Here is a 20,069-nt window from a genome sequence, read left to right as displayed (position 1 = left end):
GTCCACCCGCTGATCGCGCCGCTGGTCTATGCCGTGCCGGTGCAACTGCTGGCCTATCACGTCGCCTGCGTGAAAGGCACCGACGTCGACCAGCCGCGCAACCTGGCCAAATCGGTGACCGTGGAATAGAATTAACTCTTAACATACCGAGACTTCGACCCCTGCCGGAATGTCGGAACGCGCGGATATCAATGCCACTCGCGTGCGCGTTGCTTTGTCCGATGCTGGGAATGGCGAGTGCTGCGCCAAGCAGATTTGATCGCGAGGCAATCACCAGTCACTAAACCACGTCAGTACCATTCAAATGAACGTCCTGCCGATATCAGGCGAAAGGGGGCTGCGCAGCCGCTGGCCGAGGGGCCATTTCTGCTCCGGTTCAGACCTGTCGAAAGCCACCCATCGACAATGTGACGGCCGCCAATTTCGAGTGGTCGAAGATGCCGTGGCCAGCGCAGCGAACCCGCGGCAGTCGCAGCACACTGGGTGTCCAGGGTCTCGGAGCCAATTTGCAGTCGGCAGATGAGCATGATAGCTTTGGCGTGCGGGCCTATCGTGGTTACCGGACCAAAGGGGGCATTGCATGAGCCACCCACTGAAGCACCTCGCGCTTGTCGGCATCGGTTTGACCACCGGCAGCTTTTCGGTTGAAACCCGGTTTACGGATGCAGAACTTGCCGCCCTCGATCCTGTCCGGGCGGCCGAGACGGTTTGCGGCGGGCAACGGGTCGGCTCGGTACTGACAGCGCAGTTGCTGATCGCATCGGCGCAGGCTGCGCCGATAAGCGAAGCGGCGTCCATGCCGCTCTATCCCGACCTGGCGAACTCGCCATTTCCGGTCACGACCGGCAACAACCAGGCGCGCCGCTATTTCAGCCAGGGCCTGTTGCTCAACTATGGTTTCAACCACTCGGGCGCAGTCCGCTCGTTCCGCCAGGCGCAGCGCCTCGATCCGAACTGCGCCATGTGCTGGTGGGGAGAAGCGCTCGCATTAGGTCCCAATATCAATGCACCAATGGACGACCGCGACCGGGATGCCGCGCTCACGGCAATGGATCGTGCCATGGCGCTGCGGTTCAAGGCGTCTCCGCTTGAGCGCGCGCTGATCGAGGCTGTCGCGCTGCGATATTCACGCGATCCGGCGGCGGACCGGGCCGTGCTAGATGCGGCCTACGCGGACGCGATGCTGAAAGTTGCACATCGTTTCCCGGCTGATGACGATGTGGCGGTACTTGCAGCAGAAGCCGCCATGGACACCACCCCCTGGAACTATTGGGAGCCTGACAGGAAAACACCGATCGGACTGAGCGGAGCAGCGTTGCGACTGGTTGAAGCGGTCCTCGCGCGCAATCCATCCCACGTCCAGGCGGGGCATCTGGCCATTCACTTGCTGGAGGCGAGCGACCCGCAGCGCGCCGAAGGCGCGGCCGATCGCCTGGCCCGTCCAATCGCGCCAAGTGCCGCGCACCTGGTCCACATGCCGGGGCATATCTTCTATGCACGGGGGCGCTACGCGGACTCCATGCGGGTGAATGTAGCGGCTGCCCGCGCAGACGAAGCCTATCTTCGCACGGCCGGCGACAGTGGATTGGTGCGCTACGGATACTATCCGCACAACATCCACTTCATCGTCACCTCGGCGCAGATGGCGGGCGATATGGCCACTGCAATTCGCGAAGCGCAGCGCCTGCGGACGATACTTTCCCCCGAAACGTCGGCGAAGATCGCCTGGATCCAGGCAATCGATGCGGCACCGTTTTTCGCGATGGCGCAGTTTGCCGCGCCCGAAGACATCCTGGCCCTGCCCGCACCCGATGCGCGCCTGCCCTACGCCCGGGCGATGTGGCACTATGCCCGCTCGGTTGCCCATGCCGTCAGGCAGGACGGGGCGGCATTCGACGCTGAAATGCAAGAGATCGACACTCTTGCCAAAGCACCAGCGCTCGACGCCATGGTGGCGCAGGGCATGCCCGTCCACGATCTGCTGGCACTCGCCCAGGCTGTCGCGCGCGGGCGGCTTGCCGTCCTGTCCGGGCGCCATGATGAAGCGATAGCGCACTATCGCAAGGCGGTCGGCATCGAGAGCAAGATTCCGTACCAGGAACCGCCCTACTGGTATTACCCGGTGCGCCAGTCGCTTGGCGCCGCCTTGTTCCTTGCAGGTCGGCATGACGAGGCGAGCCAGGTGTTTCGTGAAGCGCTGGTGCAGTCACCCCGCAACGGCTGGGCCCTGTTCGGCCTGGCGCGCAGTGAGGCCGCCCGCGGCAACAAGCTTGAAGCGGCTGCCGCGCGGCGCGCCTTCTCCAAGGTGTGGCTTGGCGAGCAGAACTGGCCGCAGATGGAAAGACTGTGAATGTGCCGCGCGCCGAGTTGCCCCCCCGCAGCTACGGCGACCGTTGCTTCCCTTCGCCGAGCAATTGGATGACCTCCGCGTCAGTGGTCTGATCAAAGTCGCGGTAATCGGCGCCAACGGCGTGGCATGGGTAGGACACACCACTTCGTCGCATAGGGCCCTGAGCTCGCGCAGGGTATCGGCAGCAGCAACCGGAACCGCCACCACCACGCGGCCCGCAAGCTGTTCTGGCGGATGGGTGTGATGAGCAGCGCGGCGGCAAAGTTATCGAACGCATCGGCAAAGTCCGGTCCATCAGGGTCGGGGAGGTTTTCCGCGTGAGCACGCGGCAGGCCCGACAGTTCGGACAGCGATTGCCTGCCTTTTCCCCGTGCATTCATATCCCGTCTCCGGGCGAAAGCGCGAGAGCCTGAAGCCGCTCAGCGTCCTGCGGCACTGGGTTCCCGCAGTTTGGCTGCACCTGCGCAGACGCTAAATTAGCGCAGCAAACCAGCTTGTAAGGCCCCGTCCACCCGAACACCACCTAAGCAAAATCCCGATAAAGCGGAACGGATCGCGATCGAATAGGCTGGCACCGGGCAGCACCGACTCGCCGATGGATGCCGGGCCGGGGAAACTGTCCGTAAGGACTGGCGAGGGGTTTGCTCATGAACATCCGGCACAATGCACTGGTCCTGGTTGCCGATGGCATGAAGTATCTGTTGCTGCGCAATCATGGCGATTTTCGCTCTGTCACCCTTGCCTATGAAGGTGGCGGCGAGAAGGAAAACCCGGCCACGCGCGAACATGGGAGCGGCGCGCCCGGCCGCGCGTTTTCGAGCTCTGGCACCGCCCGCAGCGCGATGCAGCAGACCGACTGGCACCAGATCGAGGAAGATCGTTTCACCGCGCGGGTCGCGCAGGACCTTGGCACCCTGGCCGATGCCGGGGATTTCGAGGAACTGATCGTCGTCGCCCCGGCGCGGACGCTTGCCAAGCTGCGCACGAGCTTCGGCCATTCGGTCATTTCCCGCGTGGTTGCCGAAATCCCGAAGGATCTGACCAAGCATCCGGTCGATGAGATCGCACAGATCCTGGCGGCTGAGGGCGAGGCGTGATGCTTCAGGCGCAGGCGATCATCGCGCCCTGACGGGAGGGGAAGCATGGCGGGCATGGCAGGCCGGCATACTGGCCGGATCATCCAGAAGGATCGGGAAAGGCTCAACCCGCCGCCACATCTGCTCGACTATGCGCGTGAATGCGCCGACTTCAGCTGGGACAAGGCGCGCGCCCTGCTCGGCGGGCTGCCCGGCGGCAAGGGCCTGAACATCGCCCATGAAGCGGTTGATCGCCATGCGGCAGGACCGCTCTCCGGGAAGCTGGCGCTGCGCTGGATCGGCAAGGCGGGGGAACGGCGCGACCTGACCTATGCGGACCTTCGCGGCGAGACGAACCGCTTTGCCAATGCCCTCGCCTCGCTGGGCGTCCGCCCCGGGGAGCGGGTGTTCGTGCTGATGGGGCGCCTGCCAGAACTCCACATCGCGGTGCTGGGGGCGCTCAAGTCGCGCTGCGCGGTGACGCCGCTGTTTTCGGCCTTTGGCCCCGAACCCATCGCCATGCGCATGCAGCTTGGCGATGCGCGGGTGCTGGTGACGACGCCCGCGCTCTACGCGCACAAGGTGGCGGGCATCCGCGACCAGCTGCCGGGGCTGGCCCATATCATCCTGGTAGGTGATGACGCCCCCGAAGGCCCCGGCCTGCACGACTGGGCCCGGCTCGTCGCTCCAGCCTCGCCGCACTACGCCATCGGCCTGACCGACCCCGAAGACATGGCCCTGCTGCACTTCACCAGCGGCACCACCGGCCGGCCCAAGGGCGCCATCCATGTCCATCAGGCCGTCGTCGCCCATCACGTGACGGGCCGCTACGCGCTCGACCTGCATGAGGACGACGTGTTCTGGTGCACCGCCGATCCCGGCTGGGTTACGGGGACCAGCTATGGTATCATCGCGCCGCTGACCAACGGCGTGACCAGCCTGGTGGTCGAAGCCGAATTCGATGCCGAACTGTGGTTCGAGGTGCTGGAGCAAGAGCGCGTCACCGTCTGGTACACCGCCCCTACCGCGATCCGGATGATGATGCGGCAGGGGGGCGATGCGGCGAAAGGCCGCGACCTCACCGCCCTGCGTTTCATGGCCAGCGTCGGCGAGCCGCTCAACCCGGAGGCCGTGACCTGGGGCATGGACGCCCTGGGGCTCCCCTTTCACGACAACTGGTGGCAGACCGAGACCGGCGGCATCATGATCGCCAATTTCGCGGCGCTCGACATCAAGCCCGGCTCGATGGGCATGCCGCTCCCCGGCATCGAGGCAGCCATCGTCCACCGCCGCGCGGACGGCAGCATCGAGCCGGTAACTGAGCCGCTGGTCGAAGGCGAACTGGCGCTGTGCAAGGGCTGGCCCTCGATGATGCGCGGCTACCTCAACGAGGACGAACGCTATCGCAAATGCTTTTCCGGCGACTGGTACCTGACCGGCGACCTCGCCATGCGCGATGCCGAGGGGTATTTCTGGTTCGTCGGGCGGGCGGACGACGTGATCAAGTCCGCCGGACACCTGATCGGCCCCTTCGAGGTCGAAAGCGCGCTGATGGAACACCCCGCCGTGGCCGAGGCGGCGGTAATTGGCAAACCGGATCCCATCGTCGGCGAACTGGTCAAGGCCTTCGTCATCCTGCGCCCCGGCCATGCCGCCGACGAGGCCACGCGCCGCGACATCCTGGGCCATGCCCGCAAGCGACTGGGCGCGGCGGTCGCGCCCAAGGAAATCGACTTCTGCGAGACGCTACCGCGCACGCGATCGGGCAAGATCATGCGGCGGTTGCTCAAGGCGCGCGAACTGGGCCTGCCGGAAGGCGACACCTCGACACTGGAAAGCGGCGGCGCATGACCGGGAAACTGACGCTGGGCCGCGCCCACGGCCAGTGCCTGCTGCGCGAAATGCTGCGCATCCGCCACTTCGAGGCGAAGTGCGCCGAACTCTATCAGGCGCAGAAGATCCGCGGGTTCCTGCACCTCTACGACGGGCAGGAAGCCGTGGCCGTGGGCGTGATGCAGGCGCTCGACGAACGCGATGCCGTGGTGTCCACTTACCGCGATCACGGCCATGCGCTGGCGCGCGGGGTGGGCATGGGGCCGATCATGGCCGAGATGTTCGGCAAGGCCGAAGGATGCAGCCGGGGCCGGGGCGGATCGATGCACCTGTTCGACCGGACGACACGCTTCCTGGGCGGCAATGCCATCGTTGGCGGCGGCCTGCCGCTGGCGGTGGGGACCGCGCTGGCCGACCGGCAGCTGCGCCCCGGCGCCGTGACCGCCTGCTTCTTCGGCGAAGGGGCGGCAGGCGAAGGCGAGTTCCACGAAAGCCTGAACCTCGCCGCGCTGTGGAACCTGCCGGTGCTCTTCATTTGCGAGAACAACCTCTATGCCATGGGCGTGCCGCTTGACCTCGCCGAGGCCGAAACCGAGGTGTTCCGCAAGGCCGCCGGCTATGGCATTCCGGCCGAGCAGGTCGACGGGATGAACCCCGTTGCAGTCGAACTCGCGGTGCGGCGGGCGGTCGAGGCGATCCGGGCGGGCGAAGGGCCGCGCTTCCTTGAATGCCGGACCTATCGCTTTCGCGCCCACTCGATGTTCGATGCCCAGCAATACCGCACGAAAGAGGAAGTGGAACGCTGGAAGCAGCGCGACCCGATCCCGCGCCTGCGGGAATGGCTGATCGAAGCGCACCTCATGTCCGAGGCCGAACTGGCGGGAATTGAAGCGGACATCCAGGCCGAGATCGCGGCGGCCGTGACCTTTGCCGAGGCCGGAACGCTTGAGCCGTTGACCGACCTCGAACGCTTCGTCACCATGGACGCGGAGCCGCAATGAACCAGCCGCCGATCCGGATGACCTATCGCGAGGCGTGCCGCCAGGCGATCCGTGACGCGTTGCTGCGCGATCCGCGCTGCTTCATCATGGGTGAGGACGTGGGGCTTTATGGCGGCTGCTATGCTGTCACCAAGGGCCTGCTCGAGGAATTCGGGGCTGACCGCGTGCGCGACACCCCGCTGGCCGAAAGCGTGATCGCCGGGGCGGGCGTGGGCGCGGCGATGGCCGGGCTGCGCCCGATCGTCGAACTGATGACCTGCAATTTCAGCCTGCTCGCGCTCGACCAGATCATGAACAATGCCGCCACCATCCCGCACATGTCGGGCGGGCAGTTCGCCGTGCCGCTGGTGATCCGCATGGCGACCGGCGGCGGGCGGCAACTGGCCGCCCAGCATTCGCACAGCCTGGAAGGCTGGTATGCCCACATTCCCGGCCTGAGAGTGCTGGCCCCCGGCACGGTGCAGGACGCGCGCTTCATGCTCGCCGCCGCCCTAGACGATCCCAACCCGGTGCTGATCTTCGAACACGTCGTGCTCTACAACGCCGAAGGCGAACTGGACCCTGTGGTGACCGCAGTCGACATCCACTCGGCCAGGGTGCGGCGCGAAGGGCGCGACCTGACGATCCTGACTTATGGCAACAGCCTGCCCAAGGCCTTGGCCGCCGCCGAGGAGCTTGCCAGCGAAGGTATCCAGGGGGAAGTGATCGACCTGCGCGTGCTGCGCCCGCTGGACACGAAAACGATCTTCGCCAGCGTCACCCGCACCCGGCGCTGCGTGATCGTCGATGAAGGCTGGAAAAGCGGCTCGCTGTCGGCCGAGATCGCGGCGCGGCTGGCCGAGGACCTGTTCTTCGAACTCGACGCGCCGATCCGCCGGATTTGTGCGCGCGAAGTGCCCGTGCCTTATGCCGCCCACCTTGAGGAAGCTGCCCTGCCGCAGGTGCCCGATATTGTCGCGGCGGCACGCGGGCTGGTGCGGCCGCGATGACCGACTTCACCATGCCCTCGCTCGGTGCCGACATGGAAAGCGCCGAGGTGGTCAAGTGGCTGGTCAGGCCGGGGCAGGAAGTCCATCGCGGCGACATCGTCGCCGTCGTCGAAACCCAGAAGGGGGCGATCGACGTCGAGATTTTCACCGAAGGCATAGTGGCTGAACTGGTTGCGGCAGAGGGCGACACAGTGCCGGTGGGGGGCCTGCTGGCCCGGATCAGCCCGGCCCGGGGCGCTGCCGCCCCGCCGCCCCCGCCAGCACCGCCGCCGCCCCAGCAGCACCCCCCACTGCCAGCCCCGCCACCGAACACTCCCACCCCTTCAACCGGTCGGGTGAAAGTCTCGCCCGCCGCGCGGCGCCGGGCCGCCGAACTCGGCATCGCCCCGGAAACCTTGCCGGGAACCGGGGTCGATGGCGCGGTCAGCTATGCCGATGTCGAACTGGCGCGGATGGCGGGTGCCAAGCCTGCGCCTGCCCAACGCCCGGCGCGGCAGGGCGGGTTCGATCCGGCGGAAATGCGCCGCGCCATTGCCGCTGCGATGACGCGCTCGAAGCGCGAGGTTCCCCACTACTACCTGTCGAGCACCATCGACATGGGCGCCGCGCTCGACTGGCTGGCGGCCTACAATGCCCCCCGCCCGCCGGATCAGCGGATGCTGCCAGCCGTCCTGATGCTCAAGGCAGCGGCGCTGGCGCTGCGCAAGGTGCCGGGGCTCAACGGCTTCTGGCAAGGAGACGGTTTCCAGCCGGCAGCCGGCGTGCACATCGGCTGGGCGATCTCGCTGCGCGGCGGCGGGCTGGTTGCACCCGCGATCCACGATGTGGACCGCCTTGCCCTGCCCGACCTGATGGCCCGGCTGCGCGATCTCGTCGCCCGCGCCCGGACCGGCGGATTGCGCAGTTCCGAGCTGATGGACGCCACCGCCACGATCACCAGCCTGGGCGAGCGCGGGGCCGATGCCGTGACCGGCGTGATCTACCCACCGCAAGTCGCCATCCTCGGCTTCGGCCGGGTGCGGGAGCGGCCCTGGGTGGTTGATGGCCAGATCGCTGTGCGCCCGCTGGTCGAAGTCTCGCTCGCCGCCGACCACCGCGCCAGCGATGGCCATGCGGGCGGCCTGCTGCTGTCTGCCCTTGAGAACGCCCTGCAGGAGCCCGAACAGCTGTGACCCCCGATGCTATCCGCAGCCTTGCCATCGACATTCTCAGCGGGATCGCGCCAGAGGCCGACTTCGCCGCACTGGGGGATGATGACGCATTGCGCGAAGTGCTGGACCTCGATTCGATGGACTTCCTGAACTTCATCGCTGCCCTGCATCAGGCGACCGGGGTCGACATTCCCGAAGCCGACTATCGCAAGCTGTTCACGCTCGCCGGTGTCCGAAACTATCTGAGCGCAGGCAGGGAATAGCTCATGACCAGCGTCTCATCGCCCGCGCCATTGACCGGCAATCATGGGCACGCGGCGGTTCGCGGCTGTCGTTCGAGCGGGCGCCCGGCAGCCTCGCCGGTCGGCCGTCCATGCTCGATCGCGATCTGGCCATTGACGATTACGGCGATCATGCCGGTGCCGAACCGTGCCGGGTGCGTATAGTCCGCACGGGGGGCGAAGCGGACCGGGTCGAACACCACGACATCGGCAAAATTGCCGCTGCGCAGTTCGCCCCGGCCGGCAAGGTCGAACATCCGCGCCGTGCGGATGGTGCTGGAGGCGATGAAAGTGCGCAGGTCGATCACCCCGCGCTCGCGCACATAGGTTGCATACTTGCGCGAAAACGAGGCGTAGTAGCGCGGGTGCCCTTGCGAGGCATCGCTGCTGGTGACGACCCAGTCCCGCTGCATGAAGGCCGCGATATCGCCTTCGTCCTGGTTGAACGAGGCGATGCTGACTTCCGCGACCTTGAGCAACTCGATCGCCGCCGAAACCGGATCGACCGAGCGTTCCCGCGCCAGCTGCGCCAGCGTCTTGCCTTGCGCCCAGTCAGGACCGACGGTGATCAGGATAGCCTCTGCTCCGCCCCGCCGGCGCAGGTTTTCCAACGCTTCGGAGCGCAGCCTGGCCGACATCTGCGCGTCCGCGAACCGGCTGAGCATGGCCGCGCGTCCGCCATCCTGCGCCCAGCGCGGGATCAGCGCGGCGGACAGGCCCGTGCCCGATGCCGCCCATGGATACTGGTCGGCGGTGACCACCTGCCCCTTGGCGCGGGCGGCCTCGATCCGCGCGATCACCTGGGGGGCCTTGCCCTGCACATCGACGCCCAGCGCCTTGATGTGGGCGATATGGACGGGAATCCTCGCCTCCTGGCCGATCGCGATCGCTTCATCGACTGCGCCCAGCAAGCCGATCGAATAGCTGGATTCGTCGCGCAGATGGCTGTCGTAAATGCCGCCCGCCGCCCCTGCGATCCTGGCCAGGCTGATCACTTCATCCTGCCGCGCAAAGCTTTGCGGCGCATAGAACAGGCCCGTCGAAAGACCCAGCGCGCCCTGGCACATCGCGGTCGCGACAAGCCCCTGCATCCGGGTCAGCTCGGGCGCATCGGGCGCACGCTGGGCATTGCCGATCACAGCGGTGCGTACGGCCCCGAACCCGACATAGGTGGCATAGTTGATCCCGGTATCGCGGCCGCGATCGAGGGTCTGGGCAACATCCGCGCTGCCGTATCCGTCGACCCCGATGAACGCGGTGGTCACCCCCTGGGTCAGAAACGGCAAGACCAGACGCGCCACCGGATTGTCCGAGCGCAGCGCGCTATCCGCATGGGTGTGCGGATCGATAAACCCCGGCGCGACGATCATCCCGCTGGCATCGATCGATCGCGCCGCGCTGCCGGCAGCCCTGGGGCCAACGTAAGCGATGCGATCACCCTTGACCGCGACGTCGCCGACAAAGGGCGGAGCATCGCCGGTATAGACCGTGCCGCCACGGATCAGGACGTCATAGTCCGCCGGGCCTGCGGCGGGCGGAGCGTCCGCGCCGCTGGCCGAAGCGAGGGCCAAGACGGGCAGAGCAATGCCCAAAGCAATCGATCGAATGCGCATCGTTCCCCCTGCCGGCCTTCAGTTCACGAGGCTATCGCATCCATGCGCCGCTCGGGGCAATCCCAGATGCCGGATCGCGACATCCCACCGCAGCTGCGCACGATGTCCATCGCCGGAAATCGAGTCATTCGCGCCGCAGTCCATAACCCAATGCTATGCACGCGTCACAAATTTGTAATGAGAGCCGCTATCGCCGCGACACATTTGCTGCAAAACAGTCGCACTTGCGAACCAAACGGTCTCGATTCAGGGGGAATAGCGTATGAAGATGTCCGTCACAGCCATGCGTGCAGTGCTTCTTGCCGGTGCATCCGCCTTCATCGCCGTTCCGCAAGTTGCCCTTGCCCAGACCGCCGGGGCATATGCGCCGGGCGCCGAAGATGCCGGGCAGGACCGGGAAATCACGGTGGTGGGCAGCCGGATCGAAAGCGCCAAGATTGCCGGCGCGCTACCGGTTACCGTGGTGGGCGAGGATCTGATCGCCGCGACTGGCAGCGTTTCGGGCGATGACCTGTTCCGCTCGATCCCGCAGGCCGGTGACGTCCAGTTCCAGGAATCGCGGACGACCGGCAACCTCAACGATGCGCGCGGCGACAATGCGTCGATCAACCTGCGCAGCGTTGGCACCGGCAACACGCTGGTGCTGATCAACGGCCGCCGCATGATCCTGACGCCGGGCACCCAGACCGAGAATTTCGTGCCGGTGCAGACCGCCAACACCAACTCCATCCCGATCGGCGCGGTCCGACGGATGGAAGTGCTGCGCGACGGCGCAGCGGCGATCTATGGCGCGGACGCGGTAGCGGGCGTGGTCAACGTCGTGCTCGACGATCGCTACACCGGGATCAAGTTCGACGGGCGCTATGGCTTTGCCGATGGCACCAGCGAAACGACGATTGCCGGCAAGGCCGGGGTCAAGACCAAGTCGGGCGGACATTTCCTGCTGTTCGGCAGCTACACCCACCGCACCCCGCTGCTGGCCACTGAACGCCCGTTCTCGGCCAGCGAAAACCACATGGCCGCGCTGGTCGGCACGCCGTGGGAAGGCGACACCGGGTTCGACAACCGCTCGACCTCGTCGCCGTGGGGCAGCTTCACCACCATCCCGGTGACGACCGTGCGCCAGGGCACGGCCACGCTGACCAGTTCCGGCGTGTTCCACATCGAACCCACGTCCAACACGGCGGCGGGTTGTTCCAGCACCGTGATCAACGGCAACCTGTGCCTGCGGTCCGGCACGATCACCGGCGCGACCGACCGCGTGCTGCGCTACGACGAGAACCCGGATCGCACGATCCGCGGCGGGCTGGACCGGATCAACCTGTTCGGCACCTTCAAGCAGGACCTGGGCGGGGTCGAACTGTTCGGCGAGGCGGGCTATTACCACGCCAAGCTGGAAGGGCAGCGCGAACAATCCGCACCGATTTCCAGCGCCGTGATCTCGGTCCCGGCGAGCAATTACTGGAACCCGTTCGGGCCGACCACCTTTGGCGGGGTGGCCAATCCCAACCGGCTGACCGGGCTGACCGGGGTGCCGACCACGGGCCTGCCGCTGCGCATCACCACCTACCGCCCGGTCGATACCGGTCCGCGCGTGTTCCAGGTGACCGACAACATGGTGCGCGGCCTGCTGGGCCTGCGCGGCAGCTTTGGTAACTTCAAGTGGGAAAGCGCCGCGACCTATTCCTGGGCGAAGACCGACGACTTCACCAAAAACGCGATCAGCAACACCCTGTTCCAGCAGGCGCTGGCGCGTTCGACCCCCGATGCCTACAACCCGTTCAACGGCGGCACCCAGACCAGCTATTCGCTGGGCGATGCCACGGCCAATTCGGCGGCAACGATCGATTCCTTCCTGGTCGGGGTGCACCGCCTCGGCAAGACCTCGCTCGCAACCTGGGACGCGCGCATTTCCAACCCCTCGCTGCTGCAGCTGCCGGGCGGCGGGGTCGGTTTTGCCAGCGGTGTGGAACTGCGCCGCGAAACCTACCAGGATGACCGCGACGCGCGGCTTGACGGGACGATCACCTACAAGGACATCGTCACCGGCATCACTTACGGCACCGACATCATGGGGGCGAGCCCCGCGCCCGACGTGAAGGCGCACCGCACCGTGGCGGCGGCCTTCATCGAACTGGCGGTGCCGGTCATTTCCGATGACATGAACGTGCCGCTGATCCAGTCGCTCGACCTGCAACTGGCGGCCCGTGACGAGCATTATTCGGATTTCGGCAACGTGCTGAAACCCAAGGTGGCCGGCGTCTGGTCGGTGTTCGACGCGCTGAAGTTCCGCTCGTCCTGGTCGCAAAGCTACCGTGCGCCCAACCTGGCGCAGTTCTACAGCGCCGGAACGCAGGTGGCCAACACCCGGACCGACTGGGCACAGTGCCGGATCAACGCCACCACCTGCACCGGGGTGAGCACGCTGGAAGTGCGGTCGGGCAACCAGAACCTGAAGCCCGAAGATGCCGAAACGATCTCGGCCGGGGTGGTGTTCCAGCCGCACCGCAATATCACTCTGACGGTCGATTACTGGGCGCTCAACGAAATGGGCGTGATCGGCCTGCAGGGGGCGCAGAACCAGATCCTGTTCGACTATCTTGAACGGCTGAGCGGCCGGACCAACGCCAACGTGGTCCGCCTCGCCCCGGTCGGCACGCAGGTGGTTGGCGACATCTCCTACGTCAAGGATGACTATTTCAACCTTGGCCCGCGCAAGCTGCGCGGGATCGACTTTGCGCTGAGCCTCGAAACCGGCAAGACGCCGCTGGGCCGCTTCAGCTTCGATCTGGTCGCATCCAAGCTGATCAAGTGGCAGCAGACCGCGTCGGACCTCCAGGCCACGCTGATCGCGGCCAATGCCGCGGGCAAGCTGGGCACCGGGATCAACATCACCCAGGCCGGCGACCAGGTCCGGCAGAACGGCAACCCGCAGTGGCGCCTGAATGGCAACATGACGTGGCGCGCCGGCGGGTTCAGCGCGGGCGTGCAGGTCAACTACGTCGGATCGGTGTTCGATACCGGCACGGCGCTGGTCAACGGGTCGTTCTATGAAGTGCCCAGCTTCACCACGGTGGGCGGCTACGTCCAGTACCGCGTGCCCAAGGACGCCGGGGCGCTGGCCGGAACCCGCTTCAAGGTCGGCGCGCGCAACCTGTTCGACAAGGCGCCGCCGCTGACATCGTCGAACTATGGCTTCAACGGTGCGCTGGCCGATCCGACCGGGCGGTTCATCTACTTCGAACTGTCGAAGGAATTTTGACCTGCATCTGGCCGCATGGGCTAGGCCGCGATAGGCTGCCCCCATGCGGCTGAGGCAGATCGAGATTTTCCACGCGGTTTACGCCAACGGCTCGATCAGTGCGGCGGCGCGGGCACTCAACGTCTCGCAACCGGCGGTCAGCAAGGTTTTGCGCCATACCGAGAGCCAGCTGGGCATCCGCCTGTTCGATCTGGTGCGCGGACGGCTGGTGCCAACCGACGAGGCCCACGCCCTGTTCCGCGAGGTTGACGAGGTGTTCCACCGTGTCACCTCGTTGCAGCAGACCGCCAACAACCTGCGCAATTCGGGTGCCGGGCACTTGCGCATCGGCATTGTCCCGGCGCTCGGTCTGGAAGTGCTGCCCCAGGCGATTGCCGACTTCCGCCTGCGCCATCCGGAAGTCACTTTCGACCTCAAGACCCTTCACCACAGCGACGTGCTGCGTTCGCTCTACGAACGGGAATGCGACATCGCCTTCGGTTATGATCCCCCGGCCCATCCCCGCCTGACCCTGCGCAAGCTGGCCACCGGCAGGCTGGTGCTGATTGCCCCGCGCGGCCGGTTCGAAAAAAGCCGGGACAGCGTGGCCATGACCGACCTTGCCGGGTGCGAGTTGATCGGCGTGTCGAGCAGCGGGCCGATCGGGGCGATCGTGGCGGCGGCCCATGCCGGTGCGCAGGTCGAACTGCGCGAAGTCGCCGCGGTCGATACCTATTACGTCGCCGCCGCGCTGGTGCGCAAAGGGTCGGGCGTGGCGATCGTCGACGAGTTCACCGCCCGGGCGACGGCCACCCCACAGATCGAGGTCATCCCCCTCGCCCCGCCGCTGGAATTCGGAGTCCACGCCGCCTGGCTCGAGGATCGCCCGCTGTCGAAACTGGCGGGACGCCTGGTTGAGCAGGTCAAGGCGGCCTTGCGCGCGGACGTGCAGCGGCCGCTGCGGACATAACCGCAAGCTATGGGCAAGACCCAACTTGGTTCGGCGGTCCGGCTTGCCACGATCGGCCCGCCGCCTAGTCTGGCGCGATGCTCATGACACGGTCCAACCATGGCGAACTGGCGAGCCAGGCGGCGCGCGGCCCGGCGCGGTCGGCGATCGTGATCGGCGCCGGCGTGGTCGGCCTGGCGAGCGCCTATGCCCTCGCCCGCCGGGGCCTCGCCGTGACGGTGATCGAAAGCCGCGAGGCGCCGGGCTGTGAAGCCTCGTTCGCGAACGGCGCGCAGCTCAGTTATGCCTACAGCGATGCGCTGGCCAGCCCGGCCTTGCTGCGCCATGTGCCGGCGGTGCTGCTGGGGCTCGATCCAGCGGTTCGCTTCAAGCCGTCGCTCGATCCCGATCATCTGATCTGGTTGCTGCGGTTCCTGCGCAACACCAGCGCCAGCCGGTTCATGGCCAACACCCTGGCGGCCCTGCGGCTGGGGCTGGAATCGCAGACCGCGATGCATGCACTGCTGGAACGCCACTCGCTCGATTTCAGCCATGCGGCGGCGGGCAAGCTGCACCTTCACGCCAACGCCGAAAGCCTGGCCTCGGCGCGCCGGATGGTGACCGCCAAAGTGGCGCTGGGCGCCCGGCAGGAGGTGCTGACCCCGGCCGAAGCCGTGCAGCTGGAACCCGCGCTGGCCGGCCATGGCCCCTTCGCCGGGGCCATCTACACGCCCGGCGACGAAGTGGGCGATCCGCACCAGTTCTGCACCCAACTGGCCGCGCTGCTGGCGGCGGACTATGGCACAGTGCTGCGTCTGGGCACCACGGTGCAGGACCTGGGCGAGGAACACGGCGAGGCCTGGGTAGAAACCAGCACGGGCGAGCGGATCGCGGCGGACCGGATCGTCATTTGCGCAGGCATCGGCGCGGCGGGGCTGGCACGGCGGTTCGGCCTGCGCGGGGTGCTGATGCCGATGAAAGGCTATTCGTTCACCGCGCCGGCCGGCCCGGCCGAACTGCGCGTCAGCGTGACCGATGTCGCGCGCAAGATCGTGCTGTGCCGCCTGGGCAACAAGGTTCGCGTGGCGGGCCTGGCGGAAATCGGCGCGAGGTCGGCCGCGGTCGATCCAGCGGCGCTTGAGCGGCTGCGGCGCGGCGCGCAGGCCAGCCTGCCCGATGTGGCGGACTATGACCGGATCGGCCCCGGATGGGCGGGGATCAGGCCGATGACGGCCAACTGCCTGCCGCGGATCGAACGGGTATCGGCGCGCTGTTCGATCAACATCGGCCATGGCATGCTGGGCTGGACCCATGCGATGGGCTCGGCCGAGCGGCTGGCCAAGGTGATAATGGAGAAGGTTGCATGATGCAGGGGCTGTTCGGGATCATGCGCAAGGCCATGCTGGCCATCGGCCTGGCGGCCATGCTGGCCACGCCGCTGGCCGCGCAGAAGAAGCAGCTGCTCGAATACCCCAGCATCCATTCGCCGGTGGTCGGGGAAAAGGGCATGGTCGTTTCGCAGAACGCCATCGCCAGCCGGGTCGGCGCGGACGTGATCCGGCGCGGCGGCAACGCGGTGGATGCGGCGGTGGCGATGGGCTTTGCCCTGGCGGTCACCCTGCCGCGCGCCGGCAATATCGGCGGCGACGGGTTCATGCTGGTCCATGACGGCCAGAGCGGGCAGGACATCTTCTTCGATTTCCGCTCGGTCGCGCCCAAGGCGGCGACCCTGCCGATGTTCCTCGACAACCAGGGCAAGGAAGCCGGCGCGGCCAGCCGGGGCTATATCGCGCCATCGGTGCCGGGCACGGTCGCGGGGCTGTTCATGGCGCACAAACGCTTTGGCAAGTTGCCCTGGGCGCAGGTGGTGGCCCCGGCGATTGCCCTGGCGCGCGATGGCGTGGCGCTGACGCCGGACGAAGCCTTCGTGTTCAGCTGGGGCAAGGAGCGGCTGTCGACCAGCAAGGCGGCGCGCGGCACCTATTACAAGCCGGATGGGGCGCTGTACCGCGCGGGCGAAGTGCTGAAGCAGCCTGACCTGGCCTGGACGCTTGGGCAGATTGCCAAACGCGGCGCGGACGGGTTCTACAAGGGCCCGGTCGCGGAAAAGTTCGCCGCCGACATGCAGGCGAACGGCGGGATCATCACGCTGCAGGACCTGGCCGATTACCGCGCGGTGGAGCGCAAACCGCTGCGCGGCACCTATCGCGGGCTGGACATCGTCACCGCCCCGCCGGCCAGCGCGGGCGGGGCCACCCTGCTCAACATGCTCAACATCCTTGAAACTTTCGACCTCAAGAGCGGCGCACTGGGTTCGGCCAGGACCCTGCACCTGCTCTCGGAAACGATGAAGCTGGGCTATGCCGATCGCTACAAGGTGCTGGGCGACACCGATTTCGCCAAGGTTCCGCTGTCCGGCTTCGTCTCGAAATCCTATGCGCAGGAGCGCGCCAGGCTGATCGATCCCGACCAGGCAAAGCCCGCAGAAGCGCTGGGCGCCGGCGATGCCTGGCGGTTCGAAAGCCCGTCGACCACGCATTTCTCGGTGGCGGACGCGAATGGCATGGTGGTGTCCACCACCTACACGCTGGGCGCGGACTTTGGCTCGGGCGTGATGATTGCCGGAACCGGCATCCTGCTCAACAACCAGATGAACAACTTCAGCCACGTCCAGGCGGCCAAGGCCCTGGCCGATGGCAAGCCGCTGCCGCCCAACGCGATGGCGCCGGGCAAGCGGATGCTATCCACCATGATGCCGACCATCGTGATGAAGGACGGCAAGCCCTGGCTGATTACCGGCACGCCCGGCGGCAGCACCATCATCGACACGGTGCTGCAGGTGATCGTCAACGTCGTCGACTTCAAGCTGAACGTCGAGGAGGCGACCCACCAGCCGCGCATCTTCCAGGACGCCAGCGACAAACTGCGGGTGGAGCCCAATTTCAACCCCGACACGGTCCGGCTGCTCGGCGCGATGGGCCACCCGATCACTTCGGACGAAACCATGGGCAGCGCGCAGTCGATCCTGATCGACGGCGGACTCTATCTCGGCGCAGCAGATCCGCGCCGGCCCGGCGCACTGGCAGTCGCGCCGTGAACTGCCGGGACTAGCCGCAGCAAGTCGCGATTAGGCAGAGTCGCCAAGGCCCACGGATCGCGGATCAGCCCCTGCTGTCAACGCGGTGTCGCGCCGGTGTCGATCAAGCATCAGACGAATCGCACCGGGCTGTAACACGCACCCCGTAACCGCCCCCCGAACCAAACCTGAATTGGGGGTCCCATGCGTAACTTGATTGCCGTCCTGCTTGCTTCTTCCGCCCTGCTGCCGCAGGCCGCACTGGCCGCCGAACCCGCTGCCGAGGCCGATGCCGCCGAGGCTTCGGGCGAAGCCGAAATCGTCGTGCTGGGCCGGGGCGAAACCAAGCAGGTCCAGGAAGTCGGCGCGCGCGACATCGCGGTGATGCTGCCCGGCACCAGCCCGATCCGCGCGATCGAGAAGCTGCCCAGCGTCAACGTCCAGTCGGCCGATGCCTTCGGCAACTACGAATGGTCGACCCGCGTCACCATCCGCAGCTTCAACCAGAACCAGCTGGGCTTCAATTTCGACGGAATCCCGCTGGGCGACATGACCTATGGCAACCACAACGGCCTGCACATCAGCCGCGTGATCAGCCCGGAAAACATCGGCTCGGTCCGCGTTACCCAGGGCGCCGGCGCACTGGGCACGCAATCGACCAACAACCTGGGCGGCACGGTCGAAACCTTCTCGCTGGATCCGCTCGACCGGCTGGGCGGCCAGGCCAGCGGCACCTATGGCAGCGACAACACGATGCGCGGCTTCGTGCGTCTGAATGCCGGCAGCGCCGATGGCCTGCGCGGCTTCGTGTCCTATGGCTACGGCGCGACCGACAAGTATCGCGGCAAGGGCACCCAGGACCAGCACATGATCAACGCCAAGGCGGTGCTGCCGCTGGGCGAAGCGGTGCTGGACGGCTGGTTCAGCTATTCGGATCGCCGCGAGCAGGACTACCAGGACATGTCGCTCGAGATGCTGGGCCGGCTGGGCTATGGCGCGGACAACATCGCCGACGATTATGCGCTGGCGATCCGCATTGCCGACATCGGCAACAACCGCGGCGAAACCGGCGCGCCGAATTCGAATGCGGCGGCCGGCACAGTCTATCCCGGCAACATCAAGACGGTTGACGATGCCTATTACGACGCTTCGGGCCTGCGCAAGGACACCGTTGCCGCGATCGGCCTGAAGGCGCCACTGGGCGAAGGGCTGGATATGGCGCTGCGCGCCTATTACCACCACAACCGCGGCATGGGCCTGTGGGCCACGCCCTATGTCCCCAGCCCCAACGGCGTGCCGATCTCGATCCGCACCACCGAATACAAGATCGATCGCGGCGGGCTGTTCGGCCGGATCAACTGGAAGCGCGGGATCAACACCCTGTCGGTCGGCGGCTGGTACGAAACCAACCAGTTCAACCAGGCGCGCCGCTTCTATGGCCTGGACAGCCGGACCAGTGCGGGCCGCTCGTTCCGCCGCTATCCGACGAACCCGTTCTTCACCCAGTGGGAGTTCGATTTCGACACCGAGACGCTGCAGTATTTCGTCGAGGACCGGATCGACCTCGGCAAGCTCAAGCTCAACCTGGGCTGGAAGGGCTTCCAGGTGAAGAACAAGGCCACCGCCGTGGTTGCGGCCAGCTTCCCGCAGGGCAAGATCGACGCGACCGACTGGTTCCAGCCGACCGTTGGCCTGAACCTGGCGCTGGGCGGCAACACGGAAATGTTCGCCAGCTTCTCGCAGGCGACCCGCGCCTTCGCTTCGGCCACCACCACCGGGCCGTTCTCGACCAACCAGACCGGGTTCAACGGGATCCTCGGTACGCTGAAGCCCGAATCCTCGGACACCTATGAAGTGGGTGCGCGCTACAATAGCCCGATGTTCAACGGCGTGATCGGTGCCTACCTGGTCAACTTCCATGACCGCCTGCTGTCGGCCGCCAGCGGCCCCAGCATCGTCGGCAGCCCCTCGGTGCTGCAGAACGTCGGCGCGGTGCGCTCGATCGGGTTCGAAGCGGTCGGCGATCTCAAGCTGGGTGGCGGGTTCGGCCTGTTCGCGTCCTACAGCTACACCGACGCGACTTATCGCAACGACGTGTACAACCTGTCGGGCACGCTGCTCGCCGCGATCAAGGGCAAGACGGTGGTCGATGCGCCCAAGCACATGCTGCGCGGTGAACTGAGCTACGATCGCGGGGCGCTGTTCGGCCGGATCGGGGTCAACTACATGTCGAAGCGCTACTTCACCTATACCAACGACCAGTCGGTGCCGGGCCGGGCGATCGTCGACGCGTCGATCGGCTACCGCCTGACCGACACGATCGAAGTCCAGCTCAACGCCACCAACCTGCTGGACAAGCGCTACCTTGGCACGATCAACTCGGGCGGCACCGGCAACAGCGGGGATCGCCAGACCCTGCTGGTGGCCGCGCCGCAGCAGTTCTTCGCCACGCTCAAGGTGGGCTTCTGAACCTGACTTGGGGTCCCTCCCTGAAAGGGGTGGTCGCCAA

General features: G+C 66.5%; 13 protein-coding genes. 12 read left to right on the top strand and 1 reads right to left on the bottom strand.

Annotation, left to right across the window (positions count from 1 at the left end; translation table 11 throughout):
- The first annotated feature begins 580 nt into the window (after positions 1-580).
- From ACE3N9_RS15585 to ACE3N9_RS15555, 7 genes are all read left to right on the top strand, one after another.
- Positions 581-2,350: a tetratricopeptide repeat protein gene (locus ACE3N9_RS15585; protein ID WP_374285213.1), complete on the top strand. Its 1,770-nt coding sequence runs from the start codon at positions 581-583 to the stop codon at positions 2,348-2,350.
- A gap of 647 nt (positions 2,351-2,997) precedes the next feature.
- On the top strand, positions 2,998-3,447 hold the full coding sequence (locus tag ACE3N9_RS15580; protein ID WP_374285211.1) for a host attachment family protein: 450 nt from the start codon (positions 2,998-3,000) through the stop codon (positions 3,445-3,447).
- 54 nt (positions 3,448-3,501) lie between these two features.
- Positions 3,502-5,277: an acetate--CoA ligase gene (acsA, locus tag ACE3N9_RS15575; protein ID WP_374285209.1), complete on the top strand. Its 1,776-nt coding sequence runs from the start codon at positions 3,502-3,504 to the stop codon at positions 5,275-5,277.
- Positions 5,274-6,260, top strand: coding sequence for a pyruvate dehydrogenase (acetyl-transferring) E1 component subunit alpha (gene pdhA, locus ACE3N9_RS15570; protein ID WP_374285208.1), 987 nt, complete (start codon positions 5,274-5,276; stop codon positions 6,258-6,260). Before acsA ends, pdhA begins: the two co-directional genes overlap by 4 nt.
- Positions 6,257-7,249 (top strand): alpha-ketoacid dehydrogenase subunit beta, encoded by a 993-nt coding sequence (locus ACE3N9_RS15565; protein ID WP_374285206.1) that lies wholly within the window; start codon positions 6,257-6,259, stop codon positions 7,247-7,249. The genes pdhA and ACE3N9_RS15565 overlap by 4 nt, the downstream gene beginning before the upstream one ends.
- A complete protein-coding gene (locus tag ACE3N9_RS15560; RefSeq protein ID WP_374285204.1) occupies positions 7,246-8,421 on the top strand; it encodes a dihydrolipoamide acetyltransferase family protein in 1,176 nt (391 codons plus the stop codon). Before ACE3N9_RS15565 ends, ACE3N9_RS15560 begins: the two co-directional genes overlap by 4 nt.
- Positions 8,418-8,663: an acyl carrier protein gene (locus ACE3N9_RS15555; protein ID WP_374285202.1), complete on the top strand. Its 246-nt coding sequence runs from the start codon at positions 8,418-8,420 to the stop codon at positions 8,661-8,663. Before ACE3N9_RS15560 ends, ACE3N9_RS15555 begins: the two co-directional genes overlap by 4 nt.
- Before the next feature lie 41 nt (positions 8,664-8,704).
- On the opposite strand, the gene ACE3N9_RS15550 is transcribed toward ACE3N9_RS15555, so the two are convergent.
- A complete protein-coding gene (locus tag ACE3N9_RS15550) occupies positions 8,705-10,252 on the bottom strand; it encodes an amidohydrolase family protein (RefSeq protein WP_374285200.1) in 1,548 nt (515 codons plus the stop codon).
- Between the two features lie 325 nt (positions 10,253-10,577).
- Between ACE3N9_RS15550 and ACE3N9_RS15545 the strand changes: the two genes are divergently transcribed.
- From ACE3N9_RS15545 to ACE3N9_RS15525, 5 genes are all read left to right on the top strand, one after another.
- Positions 10,578-13,556, top strand: coding sequence for a TonB-dependent receptor domain-containing protein (locus ACE3N9_RS15545; RefSeq protein WP_374285198.1), 2,979 nt, complete (start codon positions 10,578-10,580; stop codon positions 13,554-13,556).
- A gap of 43 nt (positions 13,557-13,599) precedes the next feature.
- A complete protein-coding gene (locus ACE3N9_RS15540) occupies positions 13,600-14,505 on the top strand; it encodes a LysR family transcriptional regulator (protein WP_374285196.1) in 906 nt (301 codons plus the stop codon).
- Between the two features lie 83 nt (positions 14,506-14,588).
- Positions 14,589-15,851: an FAD-dependent oxidoreductase gene (locus ACE3N9_RS15535; RefSeq protein WP_374285194.1), complete on the top strand. Its 1,263-nt coding sequence runs from the start codon at positions 14,589-14,591 to the stop codon at positions 15,849-15,851.
- Positions 15,848-17,581: a gamma-glutamyltransferase gene (gene ggt, locus ACE3N9_RS15530; protein WP_374285191.1), complete on the top strand. Its 1,734-nt coding sequence runs from the start codon at positions 15,848-15,850 to the stop codon at positions 17,579-17,581. The genes ACE3N9_RS15535 and ggt overlap by 4 nt, the downstream gene beginning before the upstream one ends.
- Positions 17,582-17,764: 183 nt before the next feature.
- On the top strand, positions 17,765-20,029 hold the full coding sequence (locus ACE3N9_RS15525; protein ID WP_374285189.1) for a TonB-dependent receptor: 2,265 nt from the start codon (positions 17,765-17,767) through the stop codon (positions 20,027-20,029).
- Positions 20,030-20,069: the final 40 nt, after the last annotated feature.

Origin of the sequence: Novosphingobium sp. (assembly GCF_041905565.1) — a bacterium.
GTDB lineage: Bacteria > Pseudomonadota > Alphaproteobacteria > Sphingomonadales > Sphingomonadaceae > Novosphingobium.
Note: the sequence above shows the minus strand (reverse complement) of the source record. Positions and strands in the feature narration are given on the sequence as shown.

What these genes read in the sequence shown, in the direction of transcription:
- pdhA (WP_374285208.1), top strand. Translation starts at nt 5,274, where the DNA reads ATGACCGGGAAACTGACGCTGGGCCGCGCCCACGGCCAGTGCCTGCTG.
- ACE3N9_RS15585 (WP_374285213.1), top strand. Translation starts at nt 581, where the DNA reads ATGAGCCACCCACTGAAGCACCTCGCGCTTGTCGGCATCGGTTTGACC.
- ACE3N9_RS15545 (WP_374285198.1), top strand. Translation starts at nt 10,578, where the DNA reads ATGCGTGCAGTGCTTCTTGCCGGTGCATCCGCCTTCATCGCCGTTCCG.
- ggt (WP_374285191.1), top strand. Translation starts at nt 15,848, where the DNA reads ATGATGCAGGGGCTGTTCGGGATCATGCGCAAGGCCATGCTGGCCATC.
- ACE3N9_RS15580 (WP_374285211.1), top strand. Translation starts at nt 2,998, where the DNA reads ATGAACATCCGGCACAATGCACTGGTCCTGGTTGCCGATGGCATGAAG.
- ACE3N9_RS15525 (WP_374285189.1), top strand. Translation starts at nt 17,765, where the DNA reads ATGCGTAACTTGATTGCCGTCCTGCTTGCTTCTTCCGCCCTGCTGCCG.
- ACE3N9_RS15560 (WP_374285204.1), top strand. Translation starts at nt 7,246, where the DNA reads ATGACCGACTTCACCATGCCCTCGCTCGGTGCCGACATGGAAAGCGCC.
- ACE3N9_RS15565 (WP_374285206.1), top strand. Translation starts at nt 6,257, where the DNA reads ATGAACCAGCCGCCGATCCGGATGACCTATCGCGAGGCGTGCCGCCAG.
- acsA (WP_374285209.1), top strand. Translation starts at nt 3,502, where the DNA reads ATGGCAGGCCGGCATACTGGCCGGATCATCCAGAAGGATCGGGAAAGG.
- ACE3N9_RS15535 (WP_374285194.1), top strand. Translation starts at nt 14,589, where the DNA reads ATGACACGGTCCAACCATGGCGAACTGGCGAGCCAGGCGGCGCGCGGC.
- ACE3N9_RS15540 (WP_374285196.1), top strand. Translation starts at nt 13,600, where the DNA reads ATGCGGCTGAGGCAGATCGAGATTTTCCACGCGGTTTACGCCAACGGC.